We start from the raw sequence: 14,998 nt of genomic DNA, 5'->3' as shown, positions 1-14,998 counted from the left end.
GGGAGAACCGCTCACAGTCAAGAGCAGTGCTCTCTAATTGGTCCGCCAATCTCCCCCGGAACGGCCACGCCCACGCAACTGTTCGAAGGCGGAGACCACCGGCGGGTTCACCAGAGCGGCACTGATCAGCTCGGCGACTTCCGCAGGCCCCTGGACGGAGGTGTCCACCTCCAGGTCGTAGCAGCCATGCGTGTGGACCGGCTCATCGAGAGGCGGCGCCGACGTCATCCTGTCGGTTCGCCCCCGCTCACGCCGTTCCACCTCCTCCAGGGGACAACGAATCCCGACGAACAGCACCGGAATCCCCTCGAACAGAGCGAGGTAGTGGTCCAACATCTGCGGCGTGATCACCGCCTCCGAGATCACGTCATGGCCGAGCAGCGTGAGACTGCGCAGCAGGTGCAGGTAGCCATCGAGCACTCTGCGGAAAAGCACTCCTCCGTGGTCCTGCAGCCAGTGTCGACCCTGGTAGCCGCCGCGCAACTCGTCCAGCGAACAGTGGAAGAACGGCTCGGCCAGCTCCTCCTGCAGGGCTTTCGCCACGGTCGTCTTCCCTGAGCTCGGGGTCCCGTTGAGTAGGACCAGTCGCCCGACTCGCTCGGGGACGGGACCGAGAAGGCTGCCCAGGTGAAGGTCCATGACTCACGGTAGGACGGCAGCGGCCGCGTGATCCACTGGATTGGGCACGGTCCCGTCCCACTGCCATTCCCCGCGTCGGGCTCGTCCGGGCAGTTCGATGCGGCCCGTGCACCACAGCAGGGTGTCGGTCGGACCGTGCCCTGACGGCGCGTCGGGGAAGAGGCGGGCGAGGACCGCGCTGCTGAGGTCGCCGGGCGGAGCCCAGGGAAGGCCGAGGGCACGGGTGAGGTCGTACGTGTGGACGATGAGCTCGGTGATTCCCATGGCCGCGAATCCGGCGGCGTCGGAGTGGCCCCACGGGTGCCAGGCCCGTACGTGGGGAGCCGTGCCGCGGACGGTGGAGGTGAGGAGGGACGCGGCGATGCCGAGCCCGTCCAGGCAGCCGGGGATCGGGGCCTCGGGGTCGAGCGAGGCGAAAAGCGTGATGTAGCGGTCGTCGGGCTGGGCGATGAGCAGGCCGGCGTAGCCGACCAGTCCGAGGGCCAGGTGGTCGAGGGTCTGGCGACAGGTCCAGTCGAGGCCCTGGGCGGGGCGTGACCAGTCCTGGTCGGCTCCCTTGCGGAGAACGGCCAGGCAGTCGTCGGCGGCGGCCGTCAGCAGGTCCGCCCATGGCGTGGCGGCGGTCATCGGCCGTCCGCCGGTTCCCGCAGGACCTCGATCAGGCTCGCGTAGCTGTCGGAGCCGTGGCCCGCGGCCTTGGCGCGTTCCATGAGCGACTTCAGGAGCTCGGGCAGGGCGTTGTCGACGCGCCGGGCCTCCGCGGCGTGGAGGAGGTGATCGATGGCCGCGATCTGCACGTCGACGGTGGCGTCGTCGCCGGGGTAGCGGCCGGCGTCCACCTGGGGCGCGTAGGCGCTGAGGAAACCGGCCACGGCGGTCAGCCAGCGGATCGCGACGGGAGTGAAGACCGCGGCCGGCGTCTTCTCCGCGCCGACCACCGCGGCGCCGTGCAGCCAACCGGTCATGGTGGACCACATCAGGCCGAGCAGGGCGGCATCGTACAGAGAGGCGAGACCGGGGTCGGCCCCCAGGTGGAGGGGGTCGCCCAGAGCCGCCAGGGTCGAGCGGTGCGCCTCGAAGACCTGGTCAGGACCGCTGTAGAGGAACATCATCTCGGGGCTGCCGACACCGGGCGGCGTCGTCATGATCGCGCCGTCGAGATAGTCGGCGCCGTGGGAGCCCGCCCAGGCGGCGAACTCGTGCGCCTGCTCGGGGGAGCCGGAGGTGAGATTGACCAGCACCCTGCCCGAGAGCGACCCGGCGACGGGTTCGAGCACGGCGCGCAGCGCCTCGTAGTCCAGTACGCAGGCCACGATGAGCCGGCTCGCCTCGATCGCCTCCCGGGGCGTCGCGGCCAGGCGGGCGCCCCGGTCGACCAGCGGCCGGGCCTTGTGCGCGGAACGGTTCCACACCGTGGTCGGGTGCCCGTGGTCCAGCAGCGCACCGGCCAGGGCCGAGCCCATCAGGCCCAGCCCGACGACGGTGACGGATCGGCGGTCGGTGTTCATGCCACAACTCCTTGTACGTCCGCACGTGAAGGTTGATCGGTCGCAGGCAACCCTCGCAGCACGCGCCGTCCGGGAACAGTGACACTGATGACGATCACCACCAAATTCCTGCCATACCCTTCGAGGCATGAGCGCAGGATCCGTGGCCGTGGTCGTGTCCGAGGGGATCGGGGTCCCCTCATGGGACCTGTACGAGCTGAGCATCCCCTGCACCGTCTTCGGCAAGCCGCAGTCCGACCTGGCCGACCCCTGGTACGACCTGCGCCTGTGCGGCACCGGGGAACCGCCGGCCGACTCCGGGCTGCTGCTGCGGACCCCGTACGGACTCGACGACCTGGTCGGCGCCGACACGGTCATCGTGCCCTCGGTGCCCGACTCCTGCGTCGAGGAGGGGAAGCCGCTGCCGCAGGCGCTGATCACGGCCCTGCGCCGCGCCTACGAGGGGGGCGCCCGCATGGTCTCCCTGTGTACCGGCGCCTTCGCGCTCGCCGAAGCGGGGCTGCTCGACGGCCGCCCCGCCACGGCCCACTGGATGCACACCGCCCTGCTGGCCGAGCGCTACCCGAAGGTGCGGGTCGACGACTCGGTGCTCTACGTGGACGACGGCGACGTGCTCACCAGCGCCGGCCTGACCGCGGGCCTCGACCTCTGCCTCCACCTGGTACGACGCGACCTCGGCGCGCACGTCGCCAACCAGCTGGCCCGCCGGATGGTGGTGCCCGCCCACCGGCCCGGCGGCCAGGCGCAGTTCATCGACATGTCGGTGCCCGCCGCCGGCGACGAGGGGCTGGCTCCCGTACTGGACTGGGCCCGGACCCGGCTGGACCAGCCGCTGACGGTGGACGACCTGGCGCGGAGGGCCGCGATGAGCCCGCGCACGTTCTACCGGCGGCTCCAAGCGGCCACCGGGACGACCCCTCTGCAGTGGCTGCTCGACCAGCGCCTGGGACGGGCCCGGATCCTCCTGGAATCGACCGACCTCCCGATCGAGAAGATCGGGGAGCTCAGCGGGCTGGGCACGGCCAACAACCTCCGCCGCCACTTCCTCAGGCACCTCGGCATCTCGCCGAGCGACTACCGGCGCGCCTTCCCCCGTACGACGCCCGGGTCAGATCCGGCCTTGCCTGGGTAACCGGATCTTGTCATGCTTTGCCGTGAGATCCTGCGCCCCCCTCCTCACCCTCCCTCGTGCACCTGGAGTCGCGATGCAGTTCCGACTGCTTGGGCCGGTCGAGGTGACGGCCGGTGGGGCGGCGGTCCCGCTGGGAGGGGTCAAGCCGCAGACGCTGCTGGCCGCGCTGCTGCTGGAACGCGGGCACATCGTCCCGATGCCCCGCCTGATCGACATCATCTGGCCGGACGATCCGCCGGAGACCGCCAGGGCGGCGATCCAGACGTACATCAAGACGTTGCGGCAGGCGCTGGCCCGCTCCGGCATGCCGGAGGTGATCGTCACGCGCGCCCCCGGCTACCTGGCGCAGGTTCCGGCCGGGTCGCTGGACATGGACGTGTTCGAACGGCTGCTGGCCGACGCGCGAGCGGCGTCCACGCCGCAGGAGACGTCCGACCTGCTCGGCGCCGCGCTGGCGTTGTGGCGGGGACCCGTACTGGCCGGGCTGGGCGACTCGCTGCTGTCAGGGGAGGCGGCCCGGCTGGAGCAGCTGCGGCTGACCGCCGTCGAGGAACGTATGGCCGCCGATCTGGCGCTCGGCCGGCACGGCCAGGTGGTGGCTGAGCTGGCCGGACTGGTCGGACGCCATCCGACGAACGAGCGGCTGCGCGGGCAGTACATGACCGCCCTGTGCCGGCTCGGCCGCCAGTCCGACGCGCTGGCCGCGTTCCGTGAAGGCCGCGAGGTGCTGGTCGAGAGCCTCGGCGTGGACCCGGGGCCGGAGCTGACCGCCCTGCACCACGCGATCCTGCGCGGTGACCCGGCCCTGCTCGCGCCGCCGTCGGGCGAGACGGCCGGGGCCGTCGTACCGGCTCAGCTGCCGCTGGCGCCGGCCGACTTCACCGGCCGCGCGCCGGAGAGCTCCGCCCTGATCACGGCGCTCACGTCGGGGCCCTCGCGGGCCATCCAGGTCATCGGCGGGCGCGCCGGCAGCGGCAAGTCCGCCCTGGCCGTCCAGGTGGCCTACCAGGTCGCGTCGGCGTTCCCCGACGGGCAGTTGTACGCCGAGCTGCGCGGGATGAGCGATGCGCCCGCCGACGCGGGTGAGGTGCTGGGGCGCTTCCTCAAGGCGCTCGGGGTGGAGCCGGCCGCCCTCCCGCCCGGCACCGCGGAGCGGGCCGAGCTGTACCGCAGCCTGCTGGCCGGACGCCGGGTGCTGGTGCTGCTGGACGACGCCGCCACCGAGCAGCAGGTACGCCCGCTGCTGCCGGGCGGTCCCGGTGCCGCCGTGCTGATCACCTCACGTAACCGGCTCGGCGGGCTGGCCGGCGTCCACCGTACCGACCTCGACGTCCTCGACCCCGCCGAGGCGATCGAGCTGCTGGGCCGGATCGCGGGAGCCGAGCGCACCGCGGCCGAGGAGCCCGCGGCCCGCGAGATCGTCGAACTCTGCGGCCGGTTACCGCTGGCGATCCGGATCGCGGGGGCCCGGCTGGCCACCCGCCGGCAGTGGCCGCTGCGGCTGCTGGCCGATCGGCTCACCGACGAACGGCGCCGGCTGGACGAGCTGGCCATCGCGGACCTGGAGGTCCGAGCCGGCTTCGAGCTCAGCTATCGAGGGCTCGACAGGGGCGCGCGCCGCGCGCTGCGGCGGCTGGGCCATCTGGGCGTTCCCGAGTTCTCGCCCTGGATCGTCGCGTGGCTGTGCGACCTCGGCGGCACGGCCGCGGAGATCACGGTGGAACGGCTGGTCGACGCGCAGGTGGTGGACTTCAGCCGGGTCGACGAGCTGGGCACGCTCAAGTACCGCGTGCACGACCTGGTACGCATCTACGCCCGCGAGCGGGCCGAGGAGGAGGAGTCGGCCGAGGCGCTGGCGTCGGCGGTGGAACGGGTGCTCGGCGGCTGGCTGGCGCTGGCCGACCGGGTGGCGGCGACCGCTCCGTCCGACGAGATCGGCTGGCTGCGCTCCCCCGTGGACGCCTTCCCGGTGTCCCGTGAGCTGGTCAAGCAGGTGCTCGGGGCCCCGCACGACTGGTTCGACATCGAACAACCCGCGCTGGTGGTCGGCCTGGAACGAGCCGCCGCCCTGGGCCTGCACCGGCTGGTCTGCCAGTTCGCCTCGGCCCGGCTGGGCCCGTCGTTGTTCGGCGTCAACAGGTTCGTGTCCAGGGAGCGGATCAACCAGGCCGCGCTGGCCGCCGCGCGGGACGCGGGCGACCGGCACGACGAGGCCACCATGCTGGCCGAGCTGGGACATCTGCGCTACCTGCAGGACCGGTTCCCCGAGGCGCGCCAGCTCCTGGGCGAGGCACTCGGCGCCTTCCGCGAGCTCGGCGACCCGCGCGGCCAGGCCGTCGCCCTGGCGGGGCTGGGCGTGACCTGCCGGGAGGCGGGCCGCCTGACCGACGCGCTGTACTTCCTGGACCAGGCCGGCACCCTGCTCGCGGGCCTCGGCCTCGGCCAGGACGTGGGGAACGTGTACCTGCGGCGGCTGGCCGCCTCCGTACGGCTGGAGCTCGGCGACTACCCCGCCGCCTGGTCGGGCCTCGAGGAGTCCCTGGCCGCCTACCGTCGCGTCGGCAGCCGCCGCGGCGAGGGCGTGACGCTGCGCACCATGAGCCTGTTCCACCGCGCCACCGGCGAGTACGGCCCGGCCATCGAGACCGCCGAGGCCGCGCGGGCCATCTTCGCCCAGCTCGGGGACAAGCTGATGGAGGCGTATGCGGTACGCGCCTGGGCCAAGGCCCGGTTCCGGCTGGGCCGGACCCGGCAGGTCCTGGCCCCGCTGGAGGGCGCGCTGGCGACCTGCCAGGCGATGGGCGACCGCTGGGGGCTGGCGCTGACCCTGCGTACCCTGGGCGAGCTCCACCTGGCCGACGGCCACCTGCGGGACGCCGCCGCCTGCCTGACCGCCTCGATCGAGGTGTGGGAGGCCATGGAGGCGCCGCTCTGGCGCGCCCGCACCGAACGCGACCTCGCCCTGCTGCACGAGGCCCGCGGCGAGCCCGAGACCGCCGCGACGATCCGGGCCCGCGTGATGACCGTCTTCCGCGACCACGGCGCCCGCGAACACGCCGAACTCGTCAATCACGAGGCCGCGCGCTGAAAGCCCGCCTCCACGGAGTTTCAGCGGTTTTTCAGCGCGCCGTTCGAACCTTCCGGTGCAAGGACGAAAACACTCCTCATCCGGAAGGTAATCATGACATTCAACCGCCTGATCTCCGGCACCCTGAGCACGATGATCGCGGCCGCGCTCGGCTTCACGGCGGCCGTGGTCACCACGGTCACGACGGCGGGGCCGGCCCAGGCCGCCTCCACGCCCGGCGGCCAGATCACCCGCTCCGAGGTGCTGGCCCGCGCCCAGAACTGGGTCGACCGCAACGTCCGATACAACCTGACCCGGTACCCGAACACCCTCATCACGGACGTCGAAGGAGACAACAAATACGGCCCGGACTGCTCCGGGCTGGTGTCCATGGCGTGGCACATCACCGCCAATTCCGGCAAGGGCGGGAACAGCACGACCGACTTCCAGAGTTGGTCCGGAAAGCAATATCTGGCCAGCCTGCATGATTTACGGCCCGGGGACGCGATCCTCAACTCCGAACACACAGAACTGTTCGCCGGATGGAAGAATCCGGCCGACCACAGCCAGGGCGCGTGGACGTACTCGCTGAACGGCGGAGCGGACCCCGACGGCGACGGCTGGCGGGACGACTGGGCCAAGGGCCCGACGGCCAACTCCCACGGCCAGGTGGGCAGCGAGAGTTGGGCGAGCATGCAGAACTACCGCCCGATCCGCTACAACAACATCGTCGACGACTCCGCCTCGTCGGACGGTTTCGACCGGCAGGGCCCCTCCAGTGCGATGGACGCCTCCGGGGCGCTGCACATCTTCGCCCGCGGCACCGACGGCTCACTCAAGCACTGGTACTGGAACAACGGCTGGCAGTACGACGTCCCCGGCACCGGCATCAGCAGCTCCCCCACCGTCACCGTCGACCCCGCCGGCATGGTCCACGTCTTCGCCACCGGCAACGACGCCTCGCTCAAGCACTGGTACTACTCCAACGGCTGGAAGTACGACGTCCTCGGCACCGGCATCACCGGCACCCCCAGCATCGCCGCCGACGGCAGCGGCGCCCTCCAGCTCTTCGCCCGCGGCACCGACGGCTCGCTCAAGCATTGGTACTGGAACAACGGCTGGCAGTACGACGTCCCCGGCACCGGCATCAGCAACTCGCCCACCGTGACCGTCGACCCCGGCGGCATGGTCCACGTCTTCGCCCGCGGCACCGACGCATCACTCAAGCACTGGTACTACTCCAACGGCTGGAAGTACGACGTCCTCGGCACCGGCATCACCGGCACCCCCACCATCACCGTCGACGCCGGCGGCGCCCTCCAGCTCTTCGCCCGCGGCACCGACGGCTCACTCAAGCACTGGTACTGGAACAACGGCTGGCAGTACGACGTCCCCGGCACCGGCATCAACGGCTCCCCCACCGTGACCGTCGACCCCGCCGGCATGGTCCACGTCTTCGCCAGCGGCAACGACACCGCCTCCTCGCTGAAGCACTGGTACTGGAGCAACGGCTGGCAGTACGACGTCCTCGGCACCGGCATCACCGGCACCCCGACCATCACCGTCGACGCCAGCGGCGCACTCCAGGTCTTCGCCCGCGGCACCGACGGCTCACTCAAGCACTGGTACTGGAACAACGGCTGGCAGTACGACGTCCCCGGCACCGGCATCGCCTGACCCGACCATGACCACAGACGGGCCGCCCGGACCTCAGCCGGGCGGCCCGTCACGCCATCCAGACCCGGTAAGGACACGACATGATCCTGCTCTCCGACCCCGCGATCAGCCGGATGCCGCTGGAAGAGTCCGGCGAAGCACTCCTCGACCTCCGTACCGTCCAGGCCCTGCGCCTCGACCCCCGCCTGGCCGACGCGGATGGCTTCTACGCCCGGCTTCGCCTCGGCGTGGTGGATCGCCTGGTCACCGCGCAGACCCTGCTGCAGCCCGGGTTGCGCTTCCTGATCGTCGAGGGCTTCCGCCCGGTGAACCTGCAGACCAAGTACTTCGACGCCCACGTCGACCGGCTCCGGATCGCCTACCCGGGTCACGACGACAAGTGGTACCACCAGCGGGCCAGCCGCTACATCTCCCCACCGGAGGTCGCCCCGCACGTGGCCGGCGCCGCCGTCGACCTGACCCTGTGCGGACCGGACGGCGCGGAGCTCTGGCTCGGGACGGAGGTCAACGACACCGACACCGACACCTGCCACACCGCCAGCACGGCGATCTCCCCCGAGGCCCGCGAACACCGCCGCACCCTCGGCGACGTGCTGACCAGAGTCGGACTGGTCAACTACCCCAGCGAGTGGTGGCACTGGTCCTACGGCGACCGCTACTGGGCCCACATCACCGGAGCCTCAGCCGCCCGCTACGGCCCGGTGACACCGGACCTCCTCTGATCTTCCAGGGACCGGGGAGACGCATCAGCTCGGCCGCCGCGGCCCGCGTGCCATGCGTCGGGCCACTCCCGCTCCCGGCGCATGGCACAATCTCGCGGATGTCGAAAACGGTATCGCTGTGGCGTCATCGGGATTTCCTGCTCTTATGGAGCGGCCAGACAACCAGCTCCCTCGGCAACGAGATCTCCTACCTGGCCTTACCGCTGGTCGCCGGGCTCGTACTGAACGCCTCACCACTTGACCTCGGTCTGCTGACCGCCGCGCGCCGCCTGCCCGTACTGTTCGCCTCGCTGCCCGCCGGAGCGCTGAGCGACCGGTGGCGCAAACGTCCCGTGATGATCACTACGTTCCTGGTCTCCGGTTGTGCGATGGCGACGATCCCGCTGGCCGCCGCCGCGGGCTCGCTCACTCTGTGGCAGTTGTACGGCGTCGCCCTGGTGGTCGCGACCTGCGAGGTGTTCTTCACCCCCGCTTACCAGACCTACCCCCTCACCCTGCTCGGTCCGGACAACCTGATGGAGGGCAACGCCAAGCTCACCAGCACGATCACGGTCGCGGGCATGGCGGGCCAGCCGGTCGGCGGCGTGCTGATCTCCCTGTTCGGCCCGGCCAAGGCGGTGCTCGCCGACGCGCTCTCCTACCTGGCGGCCGCGCTCACGCTCGCGCTGATCCGCTCCCCGGAGCCCAAGCCGGAGAAGGCGGAGAAGACCCCCAAGCTGCGCACCCAGATCGCCGAGGGCTTGCGTTATGTCACCCGCCACCGCGTCATCGGCCCACTCGTTCTCTACATGGCCACGGTCAGCTTCTGCCTGGCCGGTTTCGCAGCACTTGAGATCAACTACGTGGTACGTGAGCTCGGCTGGTCCAGCCTGGTCACGGGCTTGGTCCTCGGGCTGAGCATGGCGGGCGGCCTGGCGGCCGGCGTGATCGCGAAGCCACTCACCGACCGCTACGGCATGCCACGCGTGCTCCTTGGAGCCGCCACCGCCTATCCGCTGTCCACCGCAACGATCGGCCTGGTCGACCCGGGTCTGGCCGGGCAGCTCATCGTCGGCTTCTCCTGGACCATGATGATCATCATCACGCTCATCTTCCAGAGCACCCAGCGCAGCCTCCGTCAGCTCCTGACCCCCCAGGACATGCAGGGCCGCCTGGCGGCCACCTCCCGCTGGCTCACCTGGGCGGCCACTCCGATCGGCGCGATCCTCGCCGGAGCCCTGGGAGCCGGCATCGGCATGCGCGCCACGCTCCTGGTGTTCTCGGCCGGGATGCTGATCGGTCCGGTCGTGATGTGGCTCTCGCCGCTGCGCACGTCCCGGCACGAGATCGAGCAGGACGTCAAGATGGCGACGACGAGCTGACCGTCTTGGCGGCCGACGTCGCCGTCCGGGCTGCCGTCGGCACTCAGCGAGGCACTACCTGCGCGCGGACGCCTCACCGTGGTCCACGCCCGTGGTCGGGCGGATGTGGCACGCCGAACACCGTGACCGCTCGCCGTGGTCTACCTGCACATCATCGGCCTGCCCGGACGCGTCGAGACCTCGGTTCGTCGCGTCGAAACCTCATACTGACTGCGCTATGGTGCCGACCGCGATCCCCACGAGTGCCACCGCGCCGATCACTGCCGCGTTGGCCAGGCGGAAGGCCCGAAGTTCCAGGGCCACCCCCACCGCGATGATCAAGATCAGGCCGATGGAGGGGTCGACGAGCGCTGCCAGGGCTCCCTGCGTCCCCCGGACCCCGGCTCGATCGCCCCCGTTGGTGATCTGGGCGGGATAGACATGGCCGGGATCGGCCCACGAGAAGGCGCGGATCGCCGCCTTCTCGCCCGTGGCGTCGTACACGAAGCTCCCCGTGCAGACCTGCCTGCTGCGCCTGCTGGAGCCCCCGTCGTGGCACTCCAGGACGGTCAGAGTTCCGGGAGCGCCGGTGAGGCCGGTCGCCAACCTGATGTCGACCACCGCGGGAACGGTGGCCGTCAGGGTCCATCCCACCGCCGCCGCCGTCGCGGCGAGGGCCAGGACGACCCTGGTGAACATCGACTCCTCCGAGGCGTTACGCCCCGACTTCCCGCGCGGAGTTCCGCGCCGGCTGGAGGAACGCATACGCAAGGGGTGGCGACCATTCGTACGGGAAGGCATGGTGTCAGCGTGGAGCAGCGCGTTTGCGACTCGCTTGGAGACCACTGGCCGGTGATCGGATCGGTCGGCTCGCCCCGGTCCGCTCCGCCGGGACTGTCGGCTCGTCTTCCCTCATGCCGTGGCACGCCCATGGAGCCGGACACCCTACGGCGTAGCCGGGGCGAAATGCGGAACGCACCCGGGCTTGGACAGGTTCGTCTTCACGACCTCTGACTCACTTGCGTGAGCTTCCTGCTCGATGTGGGCATACCACCTCATATCGTGCGAGAGATCGTCGGTCGCTCCAGCATCGAGGTCAGGATGAAGATCTATGCCCACGCCTCTCAACGAGAAGCGCAAGGCGCTCGGCAAGTTCGGAGATGCACTCATCTGACGCCTCTTCATCAAGAGCGCCCCAGAGTTTGACTCTTTGGGGCGCTCTCTTGTTCGGCTCCATGCCTCCTTCGTCTCGCACCAATAGCCGGCGCCCTATCCAGGAACACTGCAACCAAGCAAACCCCTAGTCGAGGAGGCAGTGATGGGACTTTCGGACATCGCCGAGCAAGCGCACAACGTCAGCTACGGCCTCGTTCTGGTAACTCTGGAAGAGCTGATGACGGCATATCGGGATGATCACCCTGAGGTGACTCGTGTCAGGGTGAGCCGGAACCTGATGGAGGCAATCCGGTGCGACCTTGATGATCTCAAGTGCGGCCTTCTTCCCGAGCACTTCGATGTTGTGCGTTCGACTGACTTCGCATATGTGCTGACCCGGCATGGGCGCGCCAACGTTGTTCGCCGCTGCCTCAACGAGGCGCCCAGCCCCAGGAAAGAGGTAATTATTGAGGCGTTGCTCGGAACAGCTCACTAAGCGGCCACTGTCGTCAGAACAACAACACCCCGGAGCGACATTCGCTTCGGGGCGTTTTGGCTGTTCAAGGCTGGTGATCAGGGGCAGGGTCGAACTGCCGACCTTCCGCTTTCAGGTGTAGCAATCACCGTAGTCCCCAGCCCTCACTAGGAGCCAGCCAGTCTTTCGCAGTGCTCTTCGTGTGGACTTGAAGGCCGACGTTGCCGTCACAGATACCGCCATGCCCAGTGCCGACCGAGATGTCGGCTCTGTAGGTCATGATCAGTGACGCACATGTCCCTGCTTGTCCAAGGAGCGTCATGGCTGCTACAGATGACGTCGGATGGTGGATCGTCAGCCATGACGGGTGGTCAGACCTCGACCTCATCCGTGACCGGCTCGCCGCAGGCGCTGACCCCAACTCCGGCGTGCTCGTCTTCGACAAGCCGCTACACATCGCGGCCGAGCAGGGATCGCCTGAAGTGGTCGCAGAGCTGGCCATGCGGGTCGACGATGTCGACGCCGAACATAGAGGCCGTACCGCGCTTTGGATGGCCGTCTTCGAAGGCCGCGTGGACAACGCCCGAGTCCTTCTCGCCGCTGGAGCGGACCCGTGGCGCCCCATGATGGACGGCTGGTCCCCCGGCCGGCTCAGCCTGGCCGGCCCCACACCCGACCTCTTCCCCGCCCCACACCCGGAGATCGGTTTATCCGAGGCCGAAGCCGCCGCAGCAGTGGAGGCCGCACGTCTGATCCCCGCGCTGGGAGACTTCTATTACGGCGGCCTGAGCCTGGCCTGCGTGGCCGATGTCAGCGCGGCCGAGGCAACAGCGCGCCTGGAAGCAGCACCTGCTGACGACGTGGACATCGACGTTCTTTACGAGGCCTGGTGGAACATCTCGGATGCCGAAGTGATCGTCGGCATCACGGACGTGCCCGGCGGCTGCGTCATCAGCCAACCCTGGGGTTACACCCCGTCCACGCCCGGCGTCGTCAAGCGCGTCTCACCAGGCACGGTCTGCTACAGCATGTACTCCAATCCCAAGGGCGGCATCTTCGGGCACATCGCCCGAGACGGCGCCGTCGTAGCCTGGGAGCCGGACAGCGCCTACATGATTTCCCCTGACGCCGTGGCCGACGAAATCCTCGCTGCCCACCTCTACCGCCACCACCCTGTAGCGTTCTGCTGCGCTGGCGCAGGCCTGCGGCTGACAAGCGCCCAGCCGATCACCGCACCTGATACCTGGCTGCGCCTGCCCGATCAGGTCTGATAAGCCTCTCGGTCGAGCGGCGTCCGGGTTGAGTTCGGGTCCTGACCTACGCCTGTGAATGCCGGTCACTGGTCTTGGAGCACGCCCGTTCTCCTAGTGTCCCGGGGTCCTCACTCCGGGACGCCTTTGTGTCCAACCATCCCGATTCTCACCTGACGGTTGTGCTCGGCATGCCCGATCATCTTGCCTTCGACCACGACAAGTACGGAACCGTACGACGGCGTTGCCGTCAGGAGAGACAGAAAAACCCCGAAGCGATGATCGCTACGGGGCATTCTTGCTGTTCAAGGCTGGTGGTCAGGGGCAGGGTCGAACGGTCACGTCCACGGACGTGGTGTATGAATCGATCTTCGCGTGATCCTGTTTCTGCAGGTTAAGCGGTAAGTGTCTGCGGGAGTGGGTTCTGGGCTGGCGTGTCGCCGGCAACTACGCGAATCCGGGCCTTGGCGAGGATGTCCAGCCCCATGTAGCGGCGGGCTTCGACCCATTCGTCGGTCTGCTCGGCCAGCACGGCCCCGACCAGCCGGATGATCGCGGGCCGGTCGGGAAAGATGCCCACCACGTCGGTGCGGCGGCGGATCTCCTTGTTCAGCCGCTCTTGCGGGTTATTCGACCAGATCTGCGGCCAGATCTCGCGAGGGAAAGCGGCGAAGGCGATCAGGTCTTCGCGGGCGGCGTCCAGATGCTCGGCCGCGGCCGGGTGTTTGGCCTCGAGCGTTTGCACCACCCAGGCGTGCTGGGCGCGCACCGAGGTGGCGTCGGGCTGGTCGAAGATGGTGCGCACCAGGGTTGCCACGAACGGCTGCGCGGAGCGAGGGACCACCGTCAGCAAATTTCGCAGGTAGTGGCTGCGGCAGCGCTGCCAGGCGGCGCCCGCCAAGGTGGCGCCGATCGCGGCCACGAGACCGGCGTGGCAGTCGGAGATGACCAACTGCACGCCGGACAAGCCACGGGCGACCAGTCCGCGCAGGAAGGCCAGCCAGCCCGCGCCGTCCTCGGCGCTGGTGACGTCCAGGCCGAGGATCTCGCGCCGGCCGTCGGCGTTGACGCCGGTGGCCACCAGGACGTGGACGTTGATGATGCGGCCGCCCTCGCGCACCTTCTGGGTCAGCGCGTCCAGCCAGACGAAGGTGTAGGGGCCGGCGTCCAACGCGCGGGTGCGGAAGGCTTCGACCTGTTCATCGAGCACCTTGGCCATCTGTGAGACCTGGCTCTTGGAGATGTGCTTGATGCCCAGCTGCTCGACCAGCTTGTCCACCCGCCGGGTTGAGACCCCCAGCAGGTAGCTGGTCGCGATCACGCTGATCAGTGCCTGCTCGGCCCGCCGCCGGCGTTCCAGCAGCCAGTCGGGGAAGTACGAGCCTTCGCGCAGCTTGGGAATGGCCAGCTCGATTGATCCTGCGCGGGTGTCCCACTCGCGGGTGCGGTAGCCGTTACGCCGGTTGGTCCGCTCGCTACTGCGCTCGCCGTAGCCCGCCCCGCACAAGCTGGCGGCCTCGGCCGACATCAACGACTCGGCCATGGTCTTCACCATGGATCGCAACAGATCCGGGTCGGTGGTCTCGATCTGCTTCGCCAGCCACTGCTCGGGCGTCACACTGGGATCTACGGCCATCGCCTGGTTCTCCTTCGAATCTTGATCTTGCTACTCGAAGGATCACGCGATGGCCGTCTTCATTTCACGACGCCACGCCTGTGACCAGGCCGAACTCGTATACCACTTCCGTGGACGCAACCGGGTCGAACTGCCGACCTTCCGCTTTTCAGGTGTAGCAATCGCCCTGCTTCCCAACTGCTACCACAAGTCAGTCGGCCGTCTGTGGTGCCCCACAGGTGAGCTTGGTGGCCGACGTTGCCGTCAGCGTTGCCGTCCCGGATTCACCGGTACCCGATCGCCCCGGCCCGGATGGACGGTGCCGAAGTCGGCGATCGTCGCGGCCTCAGCCGAACACTTCATTACGAGGGCAGGGCAGACGGCTGATGGATCATCACGTCGCTCTGAACGGCAGGTA

At 69.2% G+C, this 14,998-nt stretch carries 12 protein-coding genes; 7 read left to right on the top strand and 5 right to left on the bottom strand.

Going from position 1 to position 14,998, the window contains the following annotated elements:
- Positions 1 to 33 precede the first annotated feature (33 nt).
- Genes AC27IY_RS20190 through AC27IY_RS20180 form a run of 3 tightly spaced genes read right to left on the bottom strand, consistent with a single transcriptional unit; the run spans position 34 to position 2,147 of the window.
- Positions 34 to 639: a phosphotransferase-like protein gene (locus AC27IY_RS20190; protein ID WP_487178844.1), complete on the bottom strand. Its 606-nt coding sequence runs from the start codon at positions 637 to 639 to the stop codon at positions 34 to 36.
- Between the two features lie 3 nt (positions 640 to 642).
- Positions 643 to 1,266: a maleylpyruvate isomerase N-terminal domain-containing protein gene (locus AC27IY_RS20185; protein ID WP_487178843.1), complete on the bottom strand. Its 624-nt coding sequence runs from the start codon at positions 1,264 to 1,266 to the stop codon at positions 643 to 645.
- A complete protein-coding gene (locus AC27IY_RS20180) occupies positions 1,263 to 2,147 on the bottom strand; it encodes an NAD(P)-dependent oxidoreductase (protein ID WP_487178842.1) in 885 nt (294 codons plus the stop codon). Before AC27IY_RS20180 ends, AC27IY_RS20185 begins: the two co-directional genes overlap by 4 nt.
- Positions 2,148 to 2,274: 127 nt before the next feature.
- Here AC27IY_RS20180 and AC27IY_RS20175 point away from each other — a divergent pair, with 127 nt between their 5' ends.
- The 5 genes from AC27IY_RS20175 to AC27IY_RS20155 all read left to right on the top strand — a co-directional run bounded on the left by AC27IY_RS20175 (position 2,275) and on the right by AC27IY_RS20155 (position 10,106).
- Positions 2,275 to 3,279 (top strand): GlxA family transcriptional regulator, encoded by a 1,005-nt coding sequence (locus tag AC27IY_RS20175; RefSeq protein WP_423451703.1) that lies wholly within the window; start codon positions 2,275 to 2,277, stop codon positions 3,277 to 3,279.
- Positions 3,280 to 3,352: 73 nt separating this feature from the next.
- A complete protein-coding gene (locus tag AC27IY_RS20170) occupies positions 3,353 to 6,367 on the top strand; it encodes an AfsR/SARP family transcriptional regulator (RefSeq protein ID WP_487178841.1) in 3,015 nt (1,004 codons plus the stop codon).
- A 93-nt stretch (positions 6,368 to 6,460) separates the two neighbouring features.
- Positions 6,461 to 8,023: a DUF8189 domain-containing protein gene (locus AC27IY_RS20165; RefSeq protein WP_487178840.1), complete on the top strand. Its 1,563-nt coding sequence runs from the start codon at positions 6,461 to 6,463 to the stop codon at positions 8,021 to 8,023.
- A gap of 80 nt (positions 8,024 to 8,103) precedes the next feature.
- Positions 8,104 to 8,745 carry a M15 family metallopeptidase gene (locus AC27IY_RS20160; protein WP_487178839.1) on the top strand — a complete coding sequence of 214 codons (642 nt, stop codon included), beginning with the start codon at positions 8,104 to 8,106 and terminating at the stop codon, positions 8,743 to 8,745.
- 98 nt (positions 8,746 to 8,843) lie between these two features.
- A complete protein-coding gene (locus AC27IY_RS20155) occupies positions 8,844 to 10,106 on the top strand; it encodes an MFS transporter (RefSeq protein ID WP_487178838.1) in 1,263 nt (420 codons plus the stop codon).
- A 201-nt stretch (positions 10,107 to 10,307) separates the two neighbouring features.
- Here the strand turns inward: AC27IY_RS20155 and AC27IY_RS20150 are convergent, their stop codons facing one another.
- Entirely contained in the window at positions 10,308 to 10,784 is a 477-nt protein-coding gene (locus tag AC27IY_RS20150; protein WP_487178837.1) for a hypothetical protein, read from the bottom strand.
- A 619-nt stretch (positions 10,785 to 11,403) separates the two neighbouring features.
- Here AC27IY_RS20150 and AC27IY_RS20145 point away from each other — a divergent pair.
- Positions 11,404 to 11,736, top strand: coding sequence for a hypothetical protein (locus AC27IY_RS20145; protein WP_487178836.1), 333 nt, complete (start codon positions 11,404 to 11,406; stop codon positions 11,734 to 11,736).
- A gap of 299 nt (positions 11,737 to 12,035) precedes the next feature.
- Entirely contained in the window at positions 12,036 to 12,986 is a 951-nt protein-coding gene (locus tag AC27IY_RS20140) for an ankyrin repeat domain-containing protein (protein WP_487178835.1), read from the top strand.
- Positions 12,987 to 13,359: 373 nt separating this feature from the next.
- Here the strand turns inward: AC27IY_RS20140 and AC27IY_RS20135 are convergent, their stop codons facing one another.
- The gene (locus AC27IY_RS20135) at positions 13,360 to 14,601 is read right to left on the bottom strand and encodes an IS256 family transposase (protein WP_487178834.1); all 1,242 of its coding nucleotides are present in this window, start codon (positions 14,599 to 14,601) and stop codon (positions 13,360 to 13,362) included.
- Positions 14,602 to 14,998: the final 397 nt, after the last annotated feature.

The organism is Nonomuraea sp. B208 (genome assembly GCF_057536035.1).
Note: the sequence above shows the minus strand (reverse complement) of the source record. Positions and strands in the feature narration are given on the sequence as shown.